Here is a 24370-nt window from a genome sequence, read left to right on the forward strand (position 1 = left end):
CTCAGCATGTCCGGAACCAAGATTCTATGGGGACAGATCATCATCGTGGGAACGATCGTGCTCCTCGCAATCTGGGGAGCCACACAGTGGACCGCCTGGCGGTTGGCCTACCAGCCAGAGCTGGGGCAACCGTGGTTCACGGTACATGGCTTTCCGCTCTACTACCCACATGCCTTCTTCTGGTGGTGGTTTGTCTACGATGCCTATGCGCCCAGCATCTTCGTGGAAGGCGCCTACATCGCCGCGTCGGGGAGTCTTTTTTCGATCGCGGTCGCCATCGGGATGTCGGTCTGGCGGGCACGCGAAGCCAAGGATGTAGAGACCTATGGATCGGCGCGGTGGGCGGACCCGAACGAGGTGAGGAAGGCCGGGCTGGTAGGTGTTGACGGGGTCGTTCTCGGTAGGCTTGCCAAGGACTACCTCCGCCACGACGGACCGGAACACGTGCTTTGCTTTGCGCCGACCCGTTCGGGCAAGGGCGTCGGCCTCGTAGTTCCATCGCTGCTGACCTGGCCAGAGTCAGTGATCGTACACGACATTAAGGGCGAAAACTGGCAACTGACGGCTGGCTTTCGGTCGCGCCATGGCCGGGTACTGTTGTTCGATCCGACGAACGCCAGATCTTCAGCCTATAACCCGCTCCTCGAGGTTCGCCGCGGAGAGTGGGAGGTCCGGGACGTCCAGAATGTCGCCGACGTTCTTGTTGATCCCGAAGGCTCTCTCGACAAGCGGAACCACTGGGAGAAGACCAGCCACTCTTTGCTGGTCGGAGCAATCCTGCATGTGCTCTACGCAGAGCGCGACAAGACGCTGGCCGGCGTCGCCGCCTTTCTGTCGGATCCTAGGCGGCCGATCGAGGCAACCTTGAAGGCGATGATGACGACGCCGCATTTGGGCGAGGAGGGACCGCACCCGGTCGTTGCCTCAACGGCGCGGGAGCTCCTGAACAAATCCGAGAATGAGCGCTCTGGGGTGCTCTCGACCGCGATGTCGTTCCTCGGGCTCTATCGGGATCCGGTCGTCGCCGAGGTGACAAGCCGATGCGATTGGCGGATTGCGGACCTGATCGCAGATCATCGTCCGACCACGCTATACCTTGTGGTACCGCCATCCGACATCTCCCGAACGAAGCCGCTGATCCGTCTGGTGTTGAATCAAATTGGCCGCCGCATCACGGAAGAGCTGCAGGCCAAGGTCCGCCGGCATCGTGTTCTCATGATGCTGGACGAGTTTCCGGCATTGGGGCGCCTCGACTTCTTCGAATCTGCACTCGCCTTCATGGCCGGATACGGGATCAAGGCCTTCCTGATCGCGCAATCGCTGAATCAGATTGAGAAAGCCTACGGTCCAAACAACGCAATCCTGGACAATTGCCATGTCCGTGTGAGTTTCGCGACGAACGACGAAAGGACAGCAAGGCGTGTCTCGGACGCGCTCGGTACCGCGACCGAGATGCGAGCCATGAAGAACTATGCTGGTCACCGCCTCAATCCCTGGCTTGGGCACCTGATGGTCTCCCGGCAAGAGACCGCAAGGCCGCTGCTGACGCCTGGCGAGGTGATGCAGCTTCCTCCGACCGATGAGATTGTGATGGTGGCGGGCACGCCACCGATCCGAGCCAAGAAGGTACGTTACTACGAAGACAGACGCCTCACGGAACGAGTTCTCGCGCCGCCAGATTCGGCCGGGTTGCCGCGGTCTCCGCGCGAGGACGGTTGGTCTAATCTTAGGCCGCTCGTGCCGACCAACTTGGCTGTGGAGGCCGAGCAGACCCAATCGGATGCCGCCAACACTGGTCTTCGCCGCGAGCCTGAGCTTCCAGATCATATCGCCATCGTCAAGGAGACGACTGACGTGACGCCAGCGGAAGAGTTCGCCGTTCTCGAGGACGACGATGACGCCGTTCGTCAATCCCGGCTTCTCTGCCAACAGATGCGCGGTGTCGTCCGCCAAGTAGCTCTCGACCCGAACGACGGTATCGATCTGTGAGGTTCCATGCGCAATCGCATGAACGTGTATTTCCCGCCCGAGTTACTGAAGCAGATTTCCGATCTTGCGGATCGCAAGGATCTCTCTCGTTCGGCAATCGTCGAGGCGGCTGTCAACTCCTTTCTGTCGCCCGACGGAGCTGACCGAAGAGAAGCGGCCTTCGTCCGCCGTCTTGACCGATTGTCGCGTCAAATGCAGAGGCTCGAGCGTGACGTCGGTGTGACGGCCGAGACTTTGGCCCTGTTCGTGCGCTTTTGGCTGACGATCACACCGCCCTTGCCGAACGAGGCTCAGACAGCCGCACAGATCAAGGGCCGCGAGCGGTTTGAGGGATTCGTTGAGACCTTGGGGCGTCGCCTGCAGAAGGGCCAGAGTTATTTGCGCGAGATCCCTGCGGACATTTTGCGCGGCGCATCGGATGATGTCGCCGACTGATGGACCTGGGCATTTCCTTTCACGTCAGCTGTTCTTATCCCGCCAGAAAACTGGCCGATCCTTTCTTTCCTCACGCCCGCCTACGATGAGGGGCCTTGCACTCTTGAAGCAGCGATCGCCCTGTCCTTTGTGAGGCGCCGTATCAACGGGGCAATTCATCCAGTCCGAGTGATAGCTAGGTTTGCACTCTGCGCGACCGTGCAGAGACCGCAATTCTGCGCTCGACGGAGCTACTCGCGCAAACAGCTGACGAGATGCGCTCCTTAGTGAGGTTCGCAATGACAAGAAAGGTATGCGTCCAGCTTTCCGAGCAGCTGTTCGAACAGCTTAAGGCCACAATGGAGCACTCGAGCGCAGGTAAGAGGATGGTCGTAGAGGCGGCTCTTGAACGGTACCTTGATCCAGTGCCAAGCGGCGAAGACATCGCCCATGGGCATCTCGATCGGATCAGCAAACAGCTTGAGCGTCTTGAACACGAGCTCCGCATCATCGGCGAAACTGCCGCTCTTCACGTCCGGTACCGCCTGACCGTCCCGCCGATGCCGCAGTCGCAGCAGCGCGAAGCGTGTCAGATCGATCATGACCGGCCCACGGTTCTCGCCGGGCAAGTCGACAGCCGCTTTCGTCTCGGCCGATCACTGATCCAGGAAACGATCAGCGGGCTAACCGTGCCCAACGTCGCGGGATCCCTGCTTGAGGGTCAGAAGGATACTTCGAAGAGTTCGAGAACAGCCGATCGAGAGACGCCTCCGATAGCCGCTGAGGTCCCGAACTCCGAGTTAACGGCTGCCGTCCGGGAGGACGGCAGCCCAATTTTCGGCACCTGCCGAACAAATTCTGCTGAGACGGCCGGTAAGGTCGAGCCTAGCGCGCCACGCGCGAAGGGCGATCGATTCGACAGTCAAATGTGGGGTATCGCGCGACGCCTTCCGACCTGGCGCCTAATCGCGGGTGTATTTCTGCCGTTCGCGGCCGGTTACTACCTTTCCTATCTATTCCGGACGATCAATACGCTGATCTCTGGTCCACTTGTCAGTGACCTCGGTCTCGATGCGGCAGAGCTCGGGCTGCTGACATCGGTGTATTTCCTGGTCTTCGCAGCTGCCCAGATTCCTGTTGGCACCCTCCTGGACCGGTTCGGACCGCGTCGGGTTCAGAGCGGGCTGATGTCAATTGCTGCCGCGGGTGCGGGCTTATTTGCCACATCAACGGCATTTGTCCCGCTCTTGCTCGCCCGCGCGTTGATCGCACTCGGCGTTGCGGCCTCCTTGATGGCCGGGCTGAAGGCGATTATCGTATGGTTTCCGAGAGAGCGGGTCGCGCTGGTCAATGGCTACATGGTCATGCTGGGCTCGCTCGGGGCCGTAACCGCGACCGCGCCTGCCGACGTCCTGCTGGGCTGGATAGGTTGGCGGGGGTTGTTCGAACTCCTGGCCGTGGCAACTGGCGGGGTGGCCGCGCTGATCTACCTGTTGGTTCCTGACAGTCCACCGGCTCAGAGCCAGCACTCTCACTCGCGCGCTCTCAAAGAAATCTATCTGAATCGGCGCTTCTGGCGAATAGCGCCTCTCTCTGCATCCTGCGTCGGATCAGCCTGGGCCCTCCAGGCCTTGTGGGCGGCGCCCTGGCTTACAGACGTGGAAGGACTGGATCGGCCGAGCTTGGCCACGCACCTTTTCGTTATGGCGCTAGGGATCAGCGTTGGTGCGTCGCTTTTAGGCATCGTCGCGGATCGGTTGCGTCGACGTAGGGTCCAAACCGAAGTCTTGTTTGCCGCACTGGCGGTGGTGTTTGTTGCGGCGGAGCTTGCGCTGATTCTGCGTCTGCCGTTCCCTTCGCTGTTACCATGGTCTGTCGTGTCAGTCGTGGGAGCGGCCTCCGTCCTCAGCTACGCGATCATAGCCGACTATTTCCCAACTGAACTTGGCGCCCGTGCCAATGGCGGCTTAAACCTTCTTCATTTTGGATGGGCCTTCGTGGTCCAATGGAGCACTGGCCTCATCCTTGGGCAATGGTTGCCGCAGGATGGCCATTACCCAGTGGTCGCCTACCGGATGGCATTTGGTGCCAGTGTTGGCTTCCAGGTGCTGGCGTTGGCATGGTTCATTTGGCCCAGTATCCGTCGTCTTGGCCGGACGACGACACCGTCGTTCGTGCGAGAGCCTTCAGGCGACTGGCACGAGTCAATGGTGCCGTCGGCGGACACCGCCATCCTGGAGCCACTTGAAGGAGCGGAATGGTGACGCCGATCTTTTGCGGTTCATGTCACATTCGAGGATGATCGTATACGGCATGGGTCCGGAACCTGCTGTGAGCCACTCCCAACCTTTCTTTTCATACGCCAGGCTACGAACGCGGCAACACCCTTGTTGATCCCGGTCTATTTCTGCCTTTTCTAATCATCCCCATCTGAGGGCGCTGCTTGTTCTGCCCTCGGTCGGCGGGGGCGGCAGTGGCAATCCATTCGTTTCAATCGGAGGTGACCTCGCGCGGTGCGCGAATGCTCCGCAGTGCACTAGGGCCCGCTATCGCTCGTTACCTTGAAGACGAGGCAATCGTCGAGGTGATGCTGAATCCCGATGGACGGCTATGGATCGACCGGCTGCCAGGCGGCCTGACCGAAACCGGTGAGCAGCTCTCCGCGACAGATGGAGAGCGTATCATCCGCCTGGTGGCGCATCATGTCGGTGCCGAGGTCCATGCCGCTGCGCCGCGCATTTCTGCGGAACTACCCGAAACTGGAGAGCGGTTCGAAGGACTCTTGCCGCCTGTCGTGGTCGCGCCAGCCTTCGCTATCCGCAAGCCCGCGGTCGCGGTATTCACGCTCGACGATTATACTGCCGCGGGCATCATAATGCCTGAGCAGGCAGTTGCTCTGCGTCTGGCTGTCGGCGCACGCAAGAACATCTTGGTCGCCGGCGGTACTTCGACGGGAAAAACGACGCTTACCAATGCCTTGCTTGCGGAGGTCGCGAAGACCAGCGATCGCGTGGTTCTAATCGAGGACACTCGCGAATTGCAATGCAAGGCGCCGAACCTCGTCGCGCTGCGCACCAAGGACGGGGTGGTCACGCTTTCGGATCTTGTGCGCTCCTCCCTTCGACTGCGCCCAGATCGTATTCCTATCGGCGAGGTTAGAGGCGCTGAAGCGCTCGATCTGCTCAAAGCCTGGGGAACGGGGCACCCCGGCGGCATCGGCACCATCCATGCGGGCACCGCCCTCGGCGCGTTGCGCCGGCTCGAGCAGCTCATTCAGGAAGTCGTCGTCACGGTACCGCGCGCGCTGATCGCCGAGACCATCAACGTCATTGCTGTCCTTTCCGGGCGCGGCGCCGCCCGCCGGCTCACCGAGCTTGCACGTGTCGACGGCCTTGGGGCGACCGGCGATTACAGCCTCTCACCAGCAGGAGACTTGACATGAGCTTTCCATTTTCAATCTCGCCGCGCGCGACTTGGCTGCTCGCAGCGGCGATGGGTATGCTTGCGAGCTCACCTGTCCGAGCTGCGGGCTCCAACATGCCATGGGAGCAACCGCTGAACCAAATCCTGCAGTCGGTTGAAGGACCGGTCGCGAAGATCATCGCTGTCATTATCATCGTGGTCACAGGCCTAACGCTGGCGTTTGGCGATACGTCCGGCGGCTTTCGCAGGCTCATTCAGATCGTATTCGGGCTTTCGATTGCCTTCGCAGCCTCGAGCTTCTTCCTGTCGTTCTTCTCCTTCGGCGGCGGCATGGTGATCTGATGGACGAGCCAGTTGCAGGGTTCGTCACGCCAGTGCGCCGTGCGTTGACCGAACCGATCCTGATGGGGGGAGCGCCTCGCGCGGTCGCCATCGTGAATGGGACCCTTGCCGCGGCTCTTGGACTCGGACTGCGTCTGTGGATCGCGGGCCTGCTGTTCTGGGCCATCGGCCATGCCGCAGCCGTCTGGGCCGCCAAACGCGATCCCGCCTTCGTCGAGGTCGTGCGCCGCCATCTGCGGGTTCCGGCTCATCTCAGCCTTTAGAGCCTTCCATGATGAATCTTGCCGAATATCGCCGATCGAATACGCGGCTTGCCGATTTTCTGCCGTGGGCGGCCCTGGTCAATGAGGGGATCGTCCTGAACAAGGATGGCTCATTCCAGCGGACAGCCAGATTCCGCGGACCGGATCTCGACAGTGCTGTACCGGCCGAACTCGTCGCCGTCGCGGGCCGGCTGAACAACGTGTTGCGTCGTCTGGGTTCCGGCTGGGCGGTGTTCGTGGAGGCGCAGCGCCATTCCGCTGGAGTCTATCCGCTGAACTCGTTTCCGGATGTGGCGTCCGCGCTGGTCGATGCGGAGCGGAAGGCGCAGTTCGATGAGGAGGGCGCCCATTACCAGTCGAGCTATTACCTGACGTTTCTGTACCTGCCACCGGTAGAGGACGCGGCGAGAGCCGAACGGCTTCTATATGAAGGCAGTAATCGCGCTCCGAGCAGCGACGCGCGCGAGGTTCTCGGTGGGTTCGTCGATCGAACCGATCGCATTCTGCAACTCGTCGAGGGGTTCATGCCGGAATGCGCTTGGCTCGATGACTCGGAGACGCTGACTTACCTCCACTCGACGATTTCCTCGAAAAGGCATCGGGTTCGTGTGCCGGAAGTCCCGATGTATCTGGACGTGCTGCTTGCGGACCAGCCGATGACGGGCGGGCTCGAGCCAATGCTGGGCGCGGCACACCTGCGTGTGTTGACAGTCGTCGGATTTCCGACCGCGACAACGCCCGGCATTCTTGACGACCTCAACCGTCTGGCATTTCCGTACCGATGGTCGACGCGGGCTATCATGCTCGACAAAACCGATGCCACAAAACTACTGACGAAAATCAGGCGCCAATGGTTCGCCAAGCGCAAATCGATCGCGGCGATCCTCAAAGAAGTGATGACCAACGAGGCGTCCTCGCTTCTCGATACCGACGCCCAGAACAAGGCTATGGATGCCGACGCTGCGCTCCAGGAGCTGGGGGCTGACCAGATTGGTGAAGCCCTCATCACGGCAACCGTGACGGTTTGGAGCCAAGACCCGCGTTCGGCCGATGAGAGACTACGGCTGGTCGAAAAGGTGATTCAGGGGCGCGATTTCACCTGCATGATCGAGACGATCAATGCTGTCGAGGCTTGGCTCGGCAGCTTGCCCGGACATGTGTACGCGAACGTCCGGCAGCCGCCGATCTCGACACTTAATCTCGCGCATATGATTCCCCTATCAGCCGTGTGGGCCGGCGAGGCGAGGGACCATCATCTCAAGGGTCCGCCCCTGTTTTATGGCAAAACAGAGGGAGCGAACCCCTTCCGTTTCTCGCTTCACGTCGGAGACGTCGGACACACTTTGATTGTGGGCCCGACCGGTGCCGGAAAATCGGTTCTGCTGGCGCTCATGGCGCTGCAGTTCCGCCGCTACCCCAACGCCCAAGTCTTCGCGTTCGATTTCGGCGGTTCGATCCGCGCTGCCGCGATCGCGATGGATGGAGATTGGCACGACCTTGGTGGAGTGCTGTCGCAAGATGCGACGGGGCCGGTCGCGCTGCAGCCATTGGCCTGGATCGACGATCCGGCCGAAAGAGGCTGGGCCACCGAATGGGTTGCTTCAATCCTCACCCGCGAGAAGGTCGACATTACGCCGGAGGCGAAGGACCTTCTGTGGTCGGCGCTGACGTCCCTGGCCTCTGCACCCCGCGCGGAACGGACGTTGACGGGACTTTCAGTGCTTCTTCAGTCGACGGCTCTGAAGCGCGCCTTGCAACCATATTGCCTTGGCGGTCCCTACGGCCGACTGCTTGACGCGGAGTTCGAGCGCCTCGGCGAGGCCTCCGTCCAGGCATTCGAGACGGAAGGATTGATTGGAACTGGCGCGGCGCCCTCAGTACTTGCCTATCTATTTCACCGCATTGGCGACCGTCTCGACGGCAGTCCGACCCTCATCATCGTCGACGAAGGATGGCTTGCGCTCGATGATGTGGATTTCGCCGGTCAGCTCCGCGAGTGGTTGAAGACGTTGCGGAAAAAGAACGCGTCTGTCATCTTCGCTACCCAGTCGCTATCGGATATCGATGGGTCAGCCATTGCTCCGGCCATCATTGAGAGCTGCCCGACCCGGCTGCTTCTGCCAAACGAGCGGGCGATCGAACCTCAGATCACCGCGATCTATCGCCGCTTCGGGCTCAATGATCGCCAGATCGAGCTGTTGAGCCGAGCCACCCCGAAGCGGGACTATTACTGCCAATCTCGCCGCGGCAATCGCATGTTCGACCTCGGTCTCGGCGAGGTTGCGCTCGCCTTTACGGCCGCATCCTCCAAGACTGACCAGGCGGCGATTGAGAGGCTGATCGCAGAGCACGGCCGCGATGGCTTCGTGGCCGCCTGGCTCCGGCACCGCGAAGCGAGTTGGGCCGTGGATCTCATTCCCAGTCTCAGCAATCTGGAGAAGTCACAATGATCCGTCATAGATTCCTAGTCATCAGCATCATCGTATTGTCATTTGCAGCTACCGGACCGGCGCGGGCACTGATCGTCTTTGATCCCAACAACTACGTTCAGAATGTTCTGACCGCAGCGCGCGAGCTGCAGCAGATCAGCAATCAGATCACCTCGTTGCAGAACCAGGCACAGATGCTGATTAATCAGGCGAAGAACCTGGCGAGCCTGCCGTACTCTTCGCTGCAGCAGCTTCAGGCGTCGATTCAACGGACCCAGAAACTCCTGGCCCAGGCACAGCGTATCGCTTACGACGTGCAACAGATCGATCGGGCCTTCGCGACCAGTTACGCGCCGACGAACAGCAGCCAATCCGATTCCGCGCTCTTTGTAGGTGCACAAGCACGCTGGCAAAACTCGGTTGCGGCGTTTCAGGACGCGCTTCGTGTGCAGGCGGGTGTCGTGGGTAACCTCGATACCAACCGCATTCAGACCTCGGCCCTCGTGAGCTCAAGCCAGGGCGCAAGTGGCGCCTTGCAAGCGACGCAAGCCGGCAATCAGATCCTTGCGCTTGAGGCGGAGCAGCTCGCCGATCTGACCGCAACTGTGGCGGCGCAGGGCAGGGCTCAATCGCTTGAATCCGCGCAGCGCGCCGCTGCCCAAGACCAAGGGCGCGAGCAGCTTTGGCGGTTTCTGAGACAAGGCCAAGGTTATCAGTCCTCCAACGTCCAGATGTTTCACTGATGACCGACCTCAAGGCCTTTAGAGCACTATCGCTGGCTATTTCGGCGATCGCCGGACTGGCAGCCATCGTTGCCTGCACGATCCAACTGCGTGAGCCTCACAAGGTTGCGGGGCCGACGCAATCGAACGAGAAGGCGAACACTGCGCTCGAGTCGGATCTGGCACGTTGCCGTTCGGTGACGTCGGAGCAAGCACCCGCTTACGAGCGCTGCCAAAGGGCTTGGGCCGAAAACCGACGGCGATTCTTTGGTCACAAGGCAAACTCGCCCGGTATCGCCGAAGCTGATACCGGTGGTTCGCCATCATTGTCCGCACCAAAGGATCAAAGCCGTATCCCGCAGGGCAGTCCCTCGGTCGTTGCGCCACGGGAAGGTGATCAATGACGGGCACCGGAGTCATCGACCAGTTCCTCGAAACGTTCACCCGCTACATCGACAACGGCTTTGGTCTTGTCGGAGGTGAGGTCGGCTATCTCGCGACGACGCTGGCTGCCATCGACCTTACGCTGGCAGGTCTGTTCTGGAGCTGGGGCACGGATGATGACGTAATCGCGCGGCTCATCAAGAAGATCCTCTTTGTCGGGATCTTTGCCTATCTGATCGGGAACTGGAACAGTCTCGCCAGGATCGTTTTTGAAAGCTTCGCCGGTCTTGGACTGAAGGCATCAGGGACCGGTCTTTCGGCCGGTGATTTCGTTCACCCCGGGAAGATTGCGCAGGTCGGCCTCGATGCCGGCCGGCCGATCCTGGACTCGATCTCGAATCTAATGGGCTATGTCAGCTTCTTCGAGAATTTCGTTCAGATCGCCGTTCTGCTCTTCGCTTGGGCCGTTGTTCTGATGGCCTTCTTCATCCTGGCCATTCAGCTCTTTGTCACGTTGATCGAATTCAAGTTGACGACGCTTGCTGGCTTCGTGCTGATTCCGTTCGGTCTGTTCGGCAAGACTGCATTTGCCGCCGAGCGGGTCCTCGGCAATGTCGTCTCATCCGGCATCAAGGTGCTGGTGCTGGCCGTGATCGTCGGCATTGGATCGACCTTATTCTCCCAATTTACCTCCGGCTTCAATGGCGGCCAGCCGACTATTGAAGATGCAATGACGCTGGTTCTTGCCGCGTTGTCGCTGCTGGGGCTGGGGATCTTTGGGCCTGGCATTGCCAATGGTCTGGTTTCGGGTGGCCCGCAGCTCGGGGCGGGCGCCGCAGTCGGTACGAGCCTCGCTGCCGGTGGCGTTGTTGCCGCGGGTGCCGGTCTCGCCGCCGGCGGCATGGGACTCGCCAGCGGAGCGATCGCAGGTGCTGTGCGGGGAGGCAGCGCGATCGCAAGCGGAACGGCTGCTGCCTACCGGAGCGGCGGCGTTCTCGGCGTTGCCGAAGCTGCCACCTCCGCGCCAGGGAGTCCTCTACGCCGGCTCGCTGCGGCTGTGGGCGGCAGCGCCCAATCCATCGGCCAGGTGTCAGGGGGCTCGGTCGAAAGCCCGCCGGAATGGGCACGGCACATGAAGCGCACCCAGACGATCAGTCAGGGCGTTTCGGCGGCAACACACGCTGTTCGGTCAGGTGATCCCGGGGGAAGTGGCGGCTCAGTCGATCTGTCGGAGGGCGGGCGCTAGTTGGTCAAAAACTCTGCTCTGTTGGGGAAATGCTAATGTTCAAAAGGTCTTCAGTTCACTACGGGCGAGCGCCAGCGCCAGTCACACCATATCAAAAGGCCGCCCAAGTGTGGGACGAGCGTATCGGATCGGCTCGCATACAGGCGAAGAACTGGAGGCTAATGGCATTCTGCTGCCTGGTGTTGTCGTGCGGCCTAGCCGGAGGATTGGTCTGGCAGTCGACGCAGGGAGCGATCACGCCGTGGATTGTCGAAGTCGATCACATCGGGCAAGCACAGAGAGTTGCGCCCGCCAACTCGGATTATGAGCCGACCGATCCGCAGATTGCCTATCATCTAGCCCGCTTCATCGAAGACGTTCGCGGCCTGCCGGCAGACGGCATCGTCCTTCGTCAAAATTGGCTGCGGGCTTACGATTTCACCACCGATCGCGGAGCTGCCGCGCTCAACGAGTATGCCAGGAGCAATGATCCATTTGCCAAGCTCGGCAAGGCGCAGATCTCGGTCGAAGTCTCCAGTGCGATCCGCGCCTCTATCGAAAGTTTTCGTGTCGCCTGGATCCAGCGTTCTTATGAGAACGGATCGCTGGCATCGACCGAACGCTGGACCGCTATTCTGACTGTCGTCATTCAGACGCCTCACGACGCCGATCGCTTGCGCAAGAACCCGCTCGGGATCTACGTCAACGCAATCAGCTGGTCGAAGGAGCTCGGACAATGAAGCGGCAACCTTATGAACGCCGGACCGGAGTCATCGCCCCCAGATGTGCGCTGGTCTCAATGATAGCCATCTTCGTGTGCCCGTTGGGAGGCTGCTCAACATTCATCCCGCCCGAGATCTCATACGATTCCGACGTGCCGCCGTTACCGCCCGCGCCGGCGACCTTCGACGATCGGTCGCGGCCGCTCCACGTTCCGCCGGCCTGGAAGCCAACCCTTGGCGGGAAAGCAGGAACCAAGGAAGAAGCCGAACCGGTTGGCAGGATCGAGGTCGCGAATAGTGCGGCTCGGGTCGAACCGCGGAGACGAGGATACTTCAACGCCGCACAGATCTACAGTTTCAGTGCGGGCGCGCTCTATCAGGTTTACGCGGCGCCGGGAGAGATTACCGACATTGCACTCGAGGAGGGCGAGCAACTGGTCGGTTCCGGGCCGATTGCAGCCGGTGACACCGTGCGCTGGGTCATCGGTGATACCGAGAGCGGTAGTGGTGAGGCTCGACGGGTCCATGTCCTGGTCAAGCCGACTCGTTCCTCGATCGAGACGAACCTCGTTATCAACACCGACCGGCGGACCTATCTCATTGAACTCCGCTCCCGCGAGAAGCCCTACATGCCGCTGATCTCGTGGTACTATCCGGAAGAGCAAAGAAAGGGGCAATCACTATCTCTAACGCCCACCTTGCCTGATGCCTCACAACGCCGCTTCCGTTACGCGATCGAAGGTGATCGCCCGCCTTGGCGACCGCTCGCGGCTTACGATGACGGCCGCAAGGTCTACATAGAGTTCCCCCAAGGTATCGTTCAGGGCGAGATGCCTCCACTGTTCGTGCTTGGCCCGGACGGTAAGTCCGAAATCGTCAACTATCGTGCCTACAGCAATCTGCTCATCGTCGATCGTCTGTTCGCCGCTGCCGAACTGCGCCTGGGAGGGGAGCATCAGCAGAAGGTAAGAATTGTTCGGACCGACGGGAGGCCATCATAATGAGCCAGAATCTTTCGGACGATCGTCCACCTGTTGAAATGCAAGGTCCTGCCGAAACGCCAAACGCCTTTCGGCTCAGACCGGGGTATCCACGCGTTACGCGACTCTCTCGAAAGGTTCTCCTGGCTGGCAGCGCGATGGGGTTGACGGTCGTCGCTGGCGCAGCGTTTTGGGCCCTACAGAAGAACAAGACAACGGGCCCTTCCCCGGAAGAGCTCTATAGTACCGACCATCATAGCATTGCTGATAGCATTGCGGCTCTACCACGTGACTACGCTGCCGCCCAACGTCAGGTGCCGCAACTCGGGCCGCCGCTTCCGGGCGATCTTGGTCGTCCGATTCTTTCTGCTCAAGGGCAGTCGCCAACAGTCTTTGGGACTACACTTGACCAAGATCAGCAACGGCAGAACCAGGAGAACGAAGCTGCGCGTGTCAGCCGTCTCTTCGTGTCGACAAGCGTTCGAGGGAGTCAAAATCCGACAACGAACGAATCGACCGGCGATCGCGTGATTCCATCTACGTCGCCATCCAACAATGAAGATGGACTAACGCTGAACGCGCAGGACAGAAAGCTTGCTTTCGCCAACGCCGTCGTGGATCGCCGCACCACGAACGCGGATCGCATCACGAAAGCGGCGTCAGCATTTGTGGTTCAGGCAGGAACCGTCGTTCCCGGAGCACTCATCACAGGTATTCGCTCGGATCTACCTGGCCAAATCGTGGCGCAAGTAACAGAGAACGTATATGATTCTCCAACGGGACGTTTTCTGCTGGTTCCGCAGGGAGCACGCCTGATTGGTCTTTACGATAGTCAGATCGCCTTCGGTCAGTCTCGCGTGCTGCTCGTATGGACGCGGCTGATCATGCCGAACGGACGTTCCATCGTTCTCGAGCGACAGCCTGGTGCCGACGCCGCAGGTTATGCTGGCCTCGAAGATGAAGTCGACAATCACTGGGGTGAGTTAGTCAAAGCCGCGGCGCTGTCGACCTCATTGGCAATCGGCACGGAGCTAGGTGAGGGTTCAGACGCCAATAGCAATAATGGTGCAATCGTTCAGGCGTTGCGCCACGGCGCGGCCGATTCGCTGAGCCAAACCGGACAGCAGGTGGTTCGACGCGGCCTGAATATCCAGCCTACTTTGACCATACGGCCGGGGTTCCCGGTCCGTGTCATTGTCCATCGTGATCTCGTTCTTGAACCGTACAGAGGGTGAAAACATGCCAAAGCTCAAAATTGGAGCGCTCCCAGACGACAGGTCGGTCAAAGTGAGTGTGGAATTGCCGGCGGCGGTGCACCGTGATCTCATTGCCTATGCAGAAGTCTTGACACGTCAGGGTGGTCAGCCGATCGAGGCGACCAAGCTCATCGCACCTATGTTGGCGCGCTTCATGGCCACCGATCGAGGATTTTCCAGGCTGAAGCGTGGAGCTCACGTGCCTGTCGCTGGTGAAGGATAGTCGTCCACTACCGCTTCACGAACCTGTCGACCACTGCTGAAGACATGCTCCGCATCAGCCGAAGCGGATCGCTCTCGTTGCAACGGCCGAGCCCGCCGGCATGTCGGGCGAGTGGGCGTGCGCAACTTGATCGCGGCAGCCCGACACGGAGTGCGCGTGGAGATGCCCTGTCGGGAGGTGTGCACCCGCGTCTCCCGGGATACCGCCGCGCTCACCAGGTTCTGTCGAGTTCTTAGCTTCGCGAGTGTTGAGCGACGTCGATAGGCGGCTGTTTGTTGACCTTGAGCCGCCTGACACTGTTTCGGCCGTCAACGCTGACGGGCACATCACCGTCGATTGTGGCACGTCGCACGACGCGATGCTGATCGCCATAGTCGTTGACCGCATAATGCTGTGTTGCGCGGTTATCCCATATCGCGACATCACCTTCCATCCAGTTCCAGCGCACGGTATTTTCGGGCGCGGTGATATGAGACTGGAATAGATCGAACAGCTTCTGGCCGTCATATTTGGGAACGCCGACAAAACGCTGCACCAAGGCGCCGAGCACTAGCGCCCGCTCGCCTGTCTCGGGGTGAACTCGCACGACGGGATGCTCAGTCTCGAAAATCGTTCTGGTAAAGACCTCGTCAAAATGCTTCTTGTCAATGTCGCGGACGCGAGCCATTCCGGCGTAATCGAAAACGTTGCTGTGAACGGCCCAGAGCTCGTCGGCAAGTCGTTGTAGCGGTGGCGCCAGATCGAGATAGGCTGCCGCTGTATTCGACCACACCGTATCGCCGCCGAACGGCGGCATTACAACGGCTCGTAGCACCAGAATCTTTGGATAGGCATCGGCGAATGTCCCATCCGCATGCCACACATCGGCGCGACCGCCGCCGCGGGTGGAATCCAGTTCGAGGATCGATGCCATTCCCTTGGTAACGCCGAGCATCGGATGCGGCACTAGAGTTCCTAAACGAGCGGCAAAGCGCTCCTGCTCGGCGTCATCGAGATGGCCTTGCCCACGGAAGAAGATTACTTTGTGTTCGAGCAGCAAGCTGTTGATCGCTGCAATCGTCCGGCTCGGCAAGTCCCCCGATAGCTTGATATTTTTGACCTCGGCGCCGATACGCACTGCTCGTTTTACGACGTCGGTACGCGAGATGACATCATCGATCAAATCCGTTTCGCTCATAGCGGTATTTTCCAAGCTTGCGGTTCGCTTCCTAGGCCCCTCGGTAGCGAATGATCAGCAGCAAGCATTGTGCCAGTCGCAAAGATCGAGCCTGAGTGGCTACGGACCGAGATGAGCAATAGGAATCGTGCGGTCACCGGATAGAACCGATGACTGGAACGGACAGTCAACGGGCTCGGTCGCCGGCATCATCCTTCAATATCATGGAGTCGCGAAGAAGCAGTGATTAGCAATAGTGACCAACGGCAGACCTTCGATCACTCAATTGAGAATGCGGTGTTTCTGCAAAATGGGTACTAGGTCATGGTGGTCATGTATCATGTAGTCCGGCCGTGCGGCGCGCAAGCGCGATTCGGAAACAAATCCGCCCGTGATCGACACGCTGATAAGGCCGAGATTGCGGGCGATCTCCGTTTCGATTGGCATGTCGCCGACGACGACGGTTCTTTCGGCGGACAGATCATTGGCCTGCATGTACAGGCGCAGCCGGTCCTCCTTGCTCATGCTCCTAAACTGAGTTGCGCGGCTCTCAAACGCCAAAATCTCGGTGACGCAACTCTTGATGCCAAGTCTTCGCACCTGTACGCGAATTGGTTCGACAATGTGATTGCTCAGAATGACGGTTTGAACGGCTTGGCGATGTGCAGCTAGCAAGATATTTCGTGCGCCTTTCCGTAAAAGAGCTTTACTTGCCAAGGATTCGTAGGTGTCGTGAAAGATGGCGCTGTCGTTACTATGCACGACTTCGACTTCATCTTCCGACATGTCCAGATTGCGGTAAAGAACGGAGAGCGGAAGCTCAAACTCCTCGCGGAACCTTTGCATGTCTACGGTCGCGCGACTGAACCGGCTCAAAATGGCATTGACGGTTTGCAACACCGCATTGGCATCGTCGAGCAGCGTACCATTCCAGTCGAATACGATCGCGGATTTCATGCGTGAACCTAGAGCAGTGGTGGCGCGGTAAGTCTGCTCGTGATTGTTAAAGTTTGGATCCATATGTCTGCGTCGAGCAGATCGTAAGGGTCTCATCTGAGCATACGAGCCACAAATGTGGACCTGCCTCAGTTACGTTTAGGCTCCAGTGAGGGATTGAGAGGTGCGTTGACCGCGTTGACCATTCTTCGGAGAGCTAGACACGAGGATTTAGGAAAGGAGAGATTGCCTGCCGGTTTCGTGCCTTTGGATGCTCTAGGTCGGCTTTTGCTGGAGCAATGGTCGTGCCAGCTCTGCTAGTGCGTACTAAGCGGCTGAGTATCCGTTGGAAAAATATCAACCCGTGCTTTCGCGGGGTGTACTGAAGCCGACACAACAATTGTGCCGCTGTCGGAACATGGACAAGAACCTGCACGGCGGGCGGGGCCGAGGTGTCGAACTGACGACTGGTCATGTTGTGGTATTTCGGCTGTACGTTGAATCGAGGCTCGAGTCTCGCCTGCCGAACTTGGACCGATGACCATGGATTCCATGGACACGTCCATGCATGAGGGCCAAGCTTGGAGACCCAAGATACTCACCCGACGTTGCATCAGCTGTCGTTCCTAACTGGTCTTGTACATTTTCGTTACGCTCGCCTCAGGCCTGAGCTAGAATCAGGGCAGCCACTTCCTGATCCCGTGGCTGTTTGCTCGCCGCGAGGCCGGTGGCAACACCGATGCGGTCAGCCGCGGGACGATTTTGGCTCATCTTGCGCTTGCCTTCGATCTTGGTGATGGGAATGTGCACGCCAACAATTCCACAGAGCTGGGCGGCGATGAAATCAGCGGGGGCATCGCTGACTGACCAAGGCGTCGCGCGTAACGTCTCGTGAATATTGGTCAACCGCGTAACGACCGCAAGCAGACGTTCGGGATCCTCGAAGAACTCAATCGGCCCGTGGGCGTGGACCGCGACGTAATTCCAGGTCGGCACCACACATTCAGCTTCTTGTTTGGTGACATACCAGGAGGGCGTCACATAGGCCTCCGCCCCCATGAAGATCGCCAGAGCTTCACCGATCGAGGCCGCACGCCACTGCGGATTGGCCTTCGCCAGGTGCCCGTACAGTGCTCCGTGTTCGCCTTCGGTCTCGTCTAGGAAGAGCGGGAGGGGTGTCGCAAGTGGTCCGTCTGACGTAGCCGTGATCAAATTGGCGAGACGGCCGGAGCGGATCGTCTCTCGAATGTTATCGAGATCGTCATCTCTAAAGGCCGGTGGTATGTACATGAAAGCTCTCCGGTTTGTGGTTCTGAGATAAACCCAGGTCGGCACGCTGGAAACTGCCAGTTCCGGTCGGCCCGGCAGAGGCTCGCCGGTGGATCCAGCGGCCTTGCTCATGACCTGGCCAGCCGATGATCAGGCAGAGAACGTCGCGCCCGTTGGAAAGGGATGTGGCTAAGTAAGGCGGTTGTAATGGCCCAGAGGCCGCCGGTCCGCGAACTTAAGATGGTAAAAAGTCCACGGCTGCGCGTCGGATCTTGAAGGGATCGGCTGTGGGCTCAATCACTTTGGTCGTGCCGTGGGCCGAGTGTTCGTTCCGACCGCGAGTTCGATTCTAGATCAAGCCCGAATGTGGCAGGGGACGCATGGGCCGGCGATCCGAACGGCGGCATTCGCACACGGCAGCCGCGACGGCGTGCGAGTTCGCTAACGGCGCAATCATCCGAGATGATCGCCGAAGATTGCAGCGCGGGTAGTAGCTCGTCTGACGGAGCGCTTCGCTGGCCGGAATACAACGCCTTGCGACACGGCCGTGGCCTCTGCATCATGCGGCAATTCACGCAACCGTGTTGAGCCAGCTTAGACGATCTCTTGGGTGCGTTAACGTAGGGAATCGAACAATGACGCCGGTCGATAAGCTCGATAAGCCGCCTCACAGAGCAGCAGGCGCGCGGCAAATCGACGATATATGAGTTCAGCCTCTTCGGGTATGCGCGGAGGTAGCTCGGTCTTGTTCGTTGCTCGGAACGTCTGGCTTCGTTTGAACTCTGCTGGCTGCACGGCAGCTTGCCCATCGGCCGAGCCAAGCTCCCAAATCGGAATCTTTCGTGAGCGACTTACCAAGAGCGGAGAATACAGCAGTGCTGATAGCTTGCTGCTGGCCGCGCAGGTGATCCTCGAGGAGTTTCTGTCGGGTAACGTAGCCGGCGTTCACGCCTGGAATCGAATGGTTCATAAGAAGCTTCGCATCGAATTCGGACACTCCAGCAGCCGATGCAACAGTGCGGAACGTTTGGCGAAGATCATTGCCCCATTTCGAGAGTGTACCCCGATCCTCCTTTGTTTCAGCTAGATGCCCTGACGCGCTGTCGCCGGGAAATACCCATTTCTGCGACTGCAACGGATAAATTTGTCTGCCGAATCGGATTGTCCGAATGAGACACAGGATCATTTCGCGGGAGAGCGGGATGTCAAAAGCTCGCTTCCTGCCACCCTTCGGTTTTTCGATATGCAAAGTCCGGCGGTGAAAATCGATGTGGCTTGGCTTTACTTGCTGCAACGCGGTGGTCCGGGAACCAGACAGCAGCGTGAGCAGATGAAATTCACGACGGACTGGATTCTCAAGAGCGGCCAACTCCCTGAACCATTCGGTCAGGTCGCTGATGCCCATGCCAGTATCGCGACGTTTTTCCTCATTCCAGTCGATAGCGTCTGCTGGATTGTCGCGCGGCAGTGATCTGTTGGTCTTACGAGCGTGATTGTAAATTGCGCGCAGCGTTCGCATGCTGCCATTCGCAATATAGGGACCGTTCTGCTTCGTGAGGTCGTCGTGCTTGTTCGCAACACGAGCAGGATTCATCGCAAGTTCGCTCAATGGAGTATCAAGCCACTCCGCAAAGAGACGTTCTACATGGTCGCGATAACCACTTATGGTCTTCTCACTACGCCCCTTTCGGATCAGATGGGCCACCAGATATCGCTGCCATGCTTGCCTGAGTGTAACAGTCGCGCCGACCGTATTTCCGACCGGGACGGAGCCACTGTGCCCCACTTCCTTTGTCGCCTTCGGGTGCTGTCCCTTGCTGATCTGGGCCAGATATTCCTTCGCCATCGCGCGCGCGGTTCGGGTCGTCAACTCGCGCGTATCACCGATAGAGACTCTGATGGAAGATGACCGCTTTCCTCCTTGCCGGAGGTCGCCTTGGACAGTGAAGGTCCTTTTCCTCCGCCCCACGACGACGAAGAAGCCCTTCAACTCGGTGTCGCGGGCTAGGTACCATCCGTCCTTCGGGGTAGGTAACTGAGCGATGGTCTTGTCGCTCAGGAGAATGCGAGTGTTGTTCATTGGAGGGAGCAGTCAACTAAAACGGTTTTTCAAACGGTTTTGGCAAACCGGGGTGTTTGGGGGTTCGGGTTCGACGAACTGCGAAGCTATGCGAGAAATGCCCATAAACAAAGGACTTCTCGATCATCGTCGTAGCGCGTCGTGGATTCAGAAATTGCAGCGAAGCGCTGATTTTGAACTCTTAATCAGCGGGTCCCAGGTTCGAGCCCTGGTGCGCCCACCACTCTCAAGTGATGGCCCGTCAAGGGCCTGTTTTATTTTCCGCAGATCGGAAGGTGGCTCGGTCGGTTGCCGCGCGCGAGCGTCAGTAGTGGCATCTGGTCGCGCCTTCAGGTCCGCGCCTGTCTCAACAGCGGTTCGCGAGCGTATTCCCTGGACCGCAGCAGCGCATCAACGAAGATCGGCTCCCAGGAGCGAATGTGGCTCCTCAGCAGTGTCGTCAACGCCGCGGTCTCACCGGCAAGGGCGAGCTCGATCAGCCGATAGTGCTCCGGGACCGACGCCTGCTGCCGCTCCCGGCCTGCGCGCGAGCTGATGCCGTAGAGCCGCATCTTATCGCGCAGGCCCATCACTGTCTCAGTCAGCAGATCGTTGCCGGCGGCCGCGATGAATTCGCGATGATAGTTGCGGTCGGCTTCCAGATAGAGCTGGATGTCATCGGTTTCGACGGCCTTGGCGATCTGATCGGCCCATTCGCGCACCGCTGGTAGATCCTGTGGAGGATGTGCGGCGACCAGCGCGGCCGCGTGCAGCTCAAGCACCTCGCGCATCTCGAAGAGGTTGCGCAGCTCGGTCAGCGTCGGCTCCACCACCTTGAAGCCGCGGTTGCGCATCGGTTCGACCAGCCCGCCGCGGCTGAGCTCCAGCAGCGCTTCCCGCACCGGCGTCGAGGAGACGCCAAGGCTCGCCGCCAGGCTGGGCACCGAATACATCGTGCCGGGGGCGCTTTGCCCGGAAATGATCTCGGCGCGCACGCGCTGTAGCACCTGCTCTCGCAAATTCTGGTCCATGGATGGTCGCGGCCGCCTCGCGTTGGGGAGCTCCGATTCGCCCCTGATTATTACTTAGTCTTGACCGGGCTAGTAGTGTGTGACGTAAGTGTGTAACGCATTACAAAGATGCGTTACTATAACCACGGATGGCGAGACCAACGTGAAACAACGGCTACCCGGCTATTGCACGCTTTGTCGATCGCGCTGCGGTGCAGTCAGCGTCGTCGAGGACGGGCGCCTCGTCGGTGTTGAGGTATTAAATAACCATCCGACCGGTGGAGCACTTTGCGCCAAGGGGCGAGCAGCGCCGGAAATCGTGGCGAGCCCGCGCCGGCTGACCGTGCCGCTCAAGCGTACGAATCCGCGCGATGCCGCCGACCCGGGCTGGGTCGCGGTATCCTGGGATGAGGCGCTGACCGAGATCGCCGGGCGGCTCGGCGCGATCCGCGCCGAGAGCGGCGCCGAAGCGGTCGCCTTTGGTGTCACCACGCCGAGCGGCACGCCGATGGTGGACAGCTTCGAGTGGGTCGAGCGCTTCATCCGCGGCTTCGGCAGCCCAAATCTCATCTACGCGGTCGAGATCTGCGGCTGGCACAAGGACTATGCCCACGCCCTGACCTTCGGCCGGGGCATCGGCTTTCCCGATTACGACAATGCGGATGCCATCGTGTTGTGGGGCCACAATCCGGCCCGCACCTGGCTCGCCCAGGCGACGCGGATCGCCGACGCGCGGCGGCGTGGCGCGAAGGTGGTGGTCGTCGATCCCAAGCCGAATGGATCGGGCCAGCAGGCGGACCTCTGGCTGCGCATCCGACCGGGTGCCGATGCCGTGCTGGCGCTGGGCGCGATCCGTCACCTCATCGCGACCAGCGCGTACGACGTGGATTTTGTCAATGCATGGACCAACGGGCCGCTGCTGGTCGATTGCGCGACGGGACGCCTTCTTCGCGCCGACGCGCTATGGCCGGAAGGCGCGCCGGACAGCTTCGTTCGCCTCGACGCAACAGGCTCACCTGTGCCTTGCGATACGCGCTACGCACCAGAGACCGGCGGCCAACTGCACGGAACATTGTCCATCCGCGCGCGCGACGACCGCCTGATCGCGGCGAAGACTGCGTTCGAACTGCTGGCGGAGAGGGTCGCCGACTACACGCCTGAGCGTGTCGCCGCGCTGACCTGGCTTCCTATTGACGACGTTGAAGCCTTCAACGCTCTGTTCGCTGGTCGGCCGCGGCTGGCCTACCACTCCTGGACCGGCGTCGGCCAGCACAGCAACGCGACCGCAATTGAGCGCGCGATCGCGACGCTCTATGCGCTGACGGGCGCCTGCGATCGGCCCGGCGGCAATCGCTGGCCGGTCGCGCTGCCGACCCGCACCCTCAACGACCACGACATCCTGCCGCCGGAGCAGCAGGCCAAGGCGCTTGGCCTTGCCGAACTGCCGCTCGGCCCGCCGGCGAAGGGGTGGATCACGGCGCGCGATTTCAGCAGGGCCGTGCTCGATGGCGAGCCTTACCCGGTGCGCGCGCTGGTCGCCTTCGGTACCAATTTCGTGGTCTCGCAGGGGCACTCGGAGCGAAACCGCGCGGCGCTCAATGCGCTCGAATTCCAGGTTCATATCGATATGTTCATGAACCCGACCGCGGAGAGCGCCGATTTCGTTCTCCCGGCGAGCACGCCGTGGGAGCGGGACGCGCTTAAGATCGGTTTCGAGATCACGCAGGAGGCGGTCGAAACCGTGCAGTTTCGTCCGCGCATGGTCGAGCCTGTCGGCGACGTGAAGGCTGATTATGAGATCGCCGCGGCGCTGGCGCTGAAGCTCGGGATGAGTGAGTTGTTCTTCGGCGGCGACATCAAAGCCGGCTGGAATTATCAGTTGGCGCCGCTCGGCATCGGCGTCGACGACTTGCGCCGCCATCCGGAGGGACGCCGCTTCCCGCAGAGCTTCCGCGACGGGAAATACGCCACGGTGCGGGACGATGGGACCGTGACAGGCTTTGCAACGCCGACGCGCCGCGTCGAGCTCTATTCCGAGCTTATGCTCGGACACGGCTATGATCCCTTGCCGGATCACGTCGAACCTGCCGAAAGCCCACTCGTGGCGGCGGACGAACGCTTCCCGCTCGTGCTCACGACGGCGAAGAGCGGATGGTTCGTGCACACGTCATATCGCCACGTCGCCTCGCTGCGGCGAAAGTCGCCCGATCCCGCCGTCGAGATCAGTCCGCAGCTCGCCGCAGCGCGCGGGCTTGTGGAAGGCGACTGGGCCGTGGTGGCGACGCGCGGTGGCGACGTGCGCTTGAAAGTGCGGCTCAATGCGGCGCTCGACGAGCGGGTCGTCGTTGCCGAATTCGGCTGGTGGGAGGACTGTCCGCCGCTTGGCCGCGATAGCTCCGCGGCCGTCGGCAGTCGCACGCGCAACATCAATGCGGTGCTGCACGACGATGCGCGCGATCCCGTCAGCGGCTCAGTTCCGCTGCGCGCGACGGTCTGCGACATCAAGCGCGACGCCGTGGCAAGCCGTGGCGTGTGGAGCGGTCGACGGCGGTTCGTCGTCGGCGGTCGGCGCACTGAAACGGACAATGTCGTTGCATTTGATTTGCTTCCGCACGACGGCTGTCCGTTGCCGGACTTCCTGCCGGGCCAGCATGTCATGACCTCGCTGCCCGGTTTTCCGGAGGAGCGGGCCTATTCCTTGACCGGGCCTGGTGGCACGCCGGGCGTGCTCTCGATCGCAGTGAAAGGGCGCTTCTTCGACGAAGCGCGCGGTAACGACGCGCCGTTCTTCATGCCGGATCGCCTGCACGGTCTCGCCGTTGGGGACGAAGTCATGGTGGAGCCGCCGGGTGGCATCTTCACGCCGCCACTGAGAGGGCCACGCCCGTTGATCTTCCTCGCTGCCGGCATCGGCATCACGCCGTTCATGAGTCATCTCGAGACGTTGCAACGCGTTGCGCCGCCCGACCGCGTTCCCGAGATCCTGCTGCTCCACGGCTGCCGCAGCAGCCGCGAGCATCCGTTTGCACAACGGCTCGCGGAGCTGGAAGCCGCCACGCCCGAGCTGAAGCGGGTGACGTTCTATTCCGCGCCGCTTGCACATGATCGGGTCGGTCGCGATTCGTTGCTCGAGGGGCGGCTTGATCTTGAGCTGGTCAAGCCATGGTCGGCGCGGCGTCCGCTTGTCTACATCTGCGGCTCGCCGGAGTTCGTCGCGGCTCAGGTCGAGGCGGTGGCGGCGCTCGGCGTGCCGCGCTTCGACATCTTTGCTGAAAGCTTTGTGTCGCCGCCAACGGTCCCGAGTGACCTCGTTCCGCGCACCATTCGGCTCGCCCAGAGCGAGCGGAGTTTTTCCTGGGGGCCGGAGCAGGGGACGCTGCTCGACGCGGCGAATGCGGCTGGCGTCTCGCTGCCGAGCGGCTGCCGCGTCGGTCAATGCGAGAGCTGTGCGGTGCAGGTCGTCGATGGGCAGTTCACGCATCTCACGCCCGTCGATGGAAGCGAGGGACAATGCCTCGCCTGCCAGGCCGTGCCCCTGACCGATCTCACGCTCGCACTTTGAATACCA

General features: G+C 60.6%; 20 protein-coding genes. 15 read left to right on the forward strand and 5 right to left on the reverse strand.

What is annotated here, in order from left to right; genetic code table 11:
• The first annotated feature begins 6 nt into the window (after window positions 1-6).
• The 14 genes from P6U25_RS11415 (at window position 7) to P6U25_RS11480 (ending at window position 14372) form a co-directional block, all read left to right on the forward strand.
• Entirely contained in the window at window positions 7-1989 is a 1983-nt protein-coding gene (locus tag P6U25_RS11415; RefSeq protein ID WP_407151279.1) for a conjugal transfer protein TraG, read from the forward strand.
• Between the two features lie 6 nt (window positions 1990-1995).
• Entirely contained in the window at window positions 1996-2424 is a 429-nt protein-coding gene (locus tag P6U25_RS11420; protein WP_280972986.1) for a CopG family transcriptional regulator, read from the forward strand.
• A gap of 278 nt (window positions 2425-2702) precedes the next feature.
• Complete coding sequence (locus P6U25_RS11425) at window positions 2703-4667, forward strand: nitrate/nitrite transporter (RefSeq protein ID WP_407151280.1); 1965 nt, start codon at window positions 2703-2705, stop codon at window positions 4665-4667.
• A gap of 209 nt (window positions 4668-4876) precedes the next feature.
• A complete protein-coding gene (gene trbB / locus P6U25_RS11430; RefSeq protein WP_280972985.1) occupies window positions 4877-5845 on the forward strand; it encodes a P-type conjugative transfer ATPase TrbB in 969 nt (322 codons plus the stop codon).
• Window positions 5846-5895: 50 nt separating this feature from the next.
• A complete protein-coding gene (locus P6U25_RS11435; protein ID WP_280978186.1) occupies window positions 5896-6168 on the forward strand; it encodes a TrbC/VirB2 family protein in 273 nt (90 codons plus the stop codon).
• A complete protein-coding gene (locus P6U25_RS11440) occupies window positions 6168-6431 on the forward strand; it encodes a VirB3 family type IV secretion system protein (RefSeq protein WP_280972983.1) in 264 nt (87 codons plus the stop codon). Before P6U25_RS11435 ends, P6U25_RS11440 begins: the two co-directional genes overlap by 1 nt.
• Window positions 6432-6439: 8 nt before the next feature.
• Window positions 6440-8881: a conjugal transfer protein TrbE gene (gene trbE, locus P6U25_RS11445; RefSeq protein WP_407151281.1), complete on the forward strand. Its 2442-nt coding sequence runs from the start codon at window positions 6440-6442 to the stop codon at window positions 8879-8881.
• Window positions 8878-9603, forward strand: coding sequence for a P-type conjugative transfer protein TrbJ (gene trbJ, locus P6U25_RS11450; protein WP_280972979.1), 726 nt, complete (start codon window positions 8878-8880; stop codon window positions 9601-9603). Before trbE ends, trbJ begins: the two co-directional genes overlap by 4 nt.
• Window positions 9603-9986: a putative entry exclusion protein TrbK-alt gene (gene trbK-alt, locus P6U25_RS11455; RefSeq protein ID WP_280980453.1), complete on the forward strand. Its 384-nt coding sequence runs from the start codon at window positions 9603-9605 to the stop codon at window positions 9984-9986. Before trbJ ends, trbK-alt begins: the two co-directional genes overlap by 1 nt.
• Complete coding sequence (trbL, locus tag P6U25_RS11460) at window positions 9983-11212, forward strand: P-type conjugative transfer protein TrbL (protein WP_407151282.1); 1230 nt, start codon at window positions 9983-9985, stop codon at window positions 11210-11212. Before trbK-alt ends, trbL begins: the two co-directional genes overlap by 4 nt.
• Before the next feature lie 35 nt (window positions 11213-11247).
• Window positions 11248-11931: a conjugal transfer protein TrbF gene (gene trbF, locus P6U25_RS11465; protein WP_280972976.1), complete on the forward strand. Its 684-nt coding sequence runs from the start codon at window positions 11248-11250 to the stop codon at window positions 11929-11931.
• 59 nt (window positions 11932-11990) lie between these two features.
• Entirely contained in the window at window positions 11991-12914 is a 924-nt protein-coding gene (gene trbG / locus P6U25_RS11470) for a P-type conjugative transfer protein TrbG (protein ID WP_280978185.1), read from the forward strand.
• A complete protein-coding gene (locus tag P6U25_RS11475; RefSeq protein WP_407151283.1) occupies window positions 12914-14128 on the forward strand; it encodes a TrbI/VirB10 family protein in 1215 nt (404 codons plus the stop codon). Before trbG ends, P6U25_RS11475 begins: the two co-directional genes overlap by 1 nt.
• A 4-nt stretch (window positions 14129-14132) precedes the next feature.
• Window positions 14133-14372 carry a DUF2274 domain-containing protein gene (locus P6U25_RS11480; RefSeq protein ID WP_280972975.1) on the forward strand — a complete coding sequence of 80 codons (240 nt, stop codon included), beginning with the start codon at window positions 14133-14135 and terminating at the stop codon, window positions 14370-14372.
• A 232-nt stretch (window positions 14373-14604) separates the two neighbouring features.
• On the opposite strand, the gene P6U25_RS11485 is transcribed toward P6U25_RS11480, so the two are convergent.
• The 5 genes from P6U25_RS11485 to P6U25_RS11505 all read right to left on the reverse strand — a co-directional run bounded on the left by P6U25_RS11485 (window position 14605) and on the right by P6U25_RS11505 (window position 20823).
• Window positions 14605-15549, reverse strand: coding sequence for a TauD/TfdA family dioxygenase (locus tag P6U25_RS11485; RefSeq protein WP_280972974.1), 945 nt, complete (start codon window positions 15547-15549; stop codon window positions 14605-14607).
• A gap of 261 nt (window positions 15550-15810) precedes the next feature.
• Window positions 15811-16548 (reverse strand): HAD family hydrolase, encoded by a 738-nt coding sequence (locus tag P6U25_RS11490; RefSeq protein WP_280972973.1) that lies wholly within the window; start codon window positions 16546-16548, stop codon window positions 15811-15813.
• A gap of 576 nt (window positions 16549-17124) precedes the next feature.
• On the reverse strand, window positions 17125-17754 hold the full coding sequence (locus P6U25_RS11495) for an FMN-binding negative transcriptional regulator (RefSeq protein WP_280972972.1): 630 nt from the start codon (window positions 17752-17754) through the stop codon (window positions 17125-17127).
• 688 nt (window positions 17755-18442) lie between these two features.
• Window positions 18443-19813 (reverse strand): integrase arm-type DNA-binding domain-containing protein, encoded by a 1371-nt coding sequence (locus tag P6U25_RS11500; RefSeq protein WP_280972971.1) that lies wholly within the window; start codon window positions 19811-19813, stop codon window positions 18443-18445.
• Window positions 19814-20142: 329 nt separating this feature from the next.
• Window positions 20143-20823 carry a GntR family transcriptional regulator gene (locus P6U25_RS11505; RefSeq protein WP_407151284.1) on the reverse strand — a complete coding sequence of 227 codons (681 nt, stop codon included), beginning with the start codon at window positions 20821-20823 and terminating at the stop codon, window positions 20143-20145.
• A gap of 88 nt (window positions 20824-20911) precedes the next feature.
• Here P6U25_RS11505 and P6U25_RS11510 point away from each other — a divergent pair, with 88 nt between their 5' ends.
• Entirely contained in the window at window positions 20912-24364 is a 3453-nt protein-coding gene (locus P6U25_RS11510; RefSeq protein ID WP_407151285.1) for a molybdopterin-dependent oxidoreductase, read from the forward strand.
• Window positions 24365-24370 lie beyond the last annotated feature (6 nt).

The sequence above is a fragment of the Bradyrhizobium sp. ORS 86 genome (assembly GCF_045571475.1).
Classification (GTDB): Bacteria; Pseudomonadota; Alphaproteobacteria; order Rhizobiales; family Xanthobacteraceae; genus Bradyrhizobium.

Coding starts and splice junctions, on each gene's coding strand:
- P6U25_RS11415 (WP_407151279.1), top strand. CDS start 7: ATGTCCGGAACCAAGATTCTATGGGGACAGATCATCATCGTGGGAACG.
- P6U25_RS11420 (WP_280972986.1), top strand. CDS start 1,996: ATGCGCAATCGCATGAACGTGTATTTCCCGCCCGAGTTACTGAAGCAG.
- P6U25_RS11425 (WP_407151280.1), top strand. CDS start 2,703: ATGACAAGAAAGGTATGCGTCCAGCTTTCCGAGCAGCTGTTCGAACAG.
- P6U25_RS11435 (WP_280978186.1), top strand. CDS start 5,896: ATGGGTATGCTTGCGAGCTCACCTGTCCGAGCTGCGGGCTCCAACATG.
- P6U25_RS11440 (WP_280972983.1), top strand. CDS start 6,168: ATGGACGAGCCAGTTGCAGGGTTCGTCACGCCAGTGCGCCGTGCGTTG.
- trbE (WP_407151281.1), top strand. CDS start 6,440: ATGATGAATCTTGCCGAATATCGCCGATCGAATACGCGGCTTGCCGAT.
- trbJ (WP_280972979.1), top strand. CDS start 8,878: ATGATCCGTCATAGATTCCTAGTCATCAGCATCATCGTATTGTCATTT.
- trbK-alt (WP_280980453.1), top strand. CDS start 9,603: ATGACCGACCTCAAGGCCTTTAGAGCACTATCGCTGGCTATTTCGGCG.
- trbL (WP_407151282.1), top strand. CDS start 9,983: ATGACGGGCACCGGAGTCATCGACCAGTTCCTCGAAACGTTCACCCGC.
- trbF (WP_280972976.1), top strand. CDS start 11,248: ATGTTCAAAAGGTCTTCAGTTCACTACGGGCGAGCGCCAGCGCCAGTC.
- trbG (WP_280978185.1), top strand. CDS start 11,991: ATGATAGCCATCTTCGTGTGCCCGTTGGGAGGCTGCTCAACATTCATC.
- P6U25_RS11475 (WP_407151283.1), top strand. CDS start 12,914: ATGAGCCAGAATCTTTCGGACGATCGTCCACCTGTTGAAATGCAAGGT.
- P6U25_RS11480 (WP_280972975.1), top strand. CDS start 14,133: ATGCCAAAGCTCAAAATTGGAGCGCTCCCAGACGACAGGTCGGTCAAA.
- P6U25_RS11485 (WP_280972974.1), bottom strand. CDS start 15,549: ATGAGCGAAACGGATTTGATCGATGATGTCATCTCGCGTACCGACGTC.
- P6U25_RS11490 (WP_280972973.1), bottom strand. CDS start 16,548: ATGGATCCAAACTTTAACAATCACGAGCAGACTTACCGCGCCACCACT.
- P6U25_RS11495 (WP_280972972.1), bottom strand. CDS start 17,754: ATGTACATACCACCGGCCTTTAGAGATGACGATCTCGATAACATTCGA.
- P6U25_RS11500 (WP_280972971.1), bottom strand. CDS start 19,813: ATGAACAACACTCGCATTCTCCTGAGCGACAAGACCATCGCTCAGTTA.
- P6U25_RS11505 (WP_407151284.1), bottom strand. CDS start 20,823: ATGGACCAGAATTTGCGAGAGCAGGTGCTACAGCGCGTGCGCGCCGAG.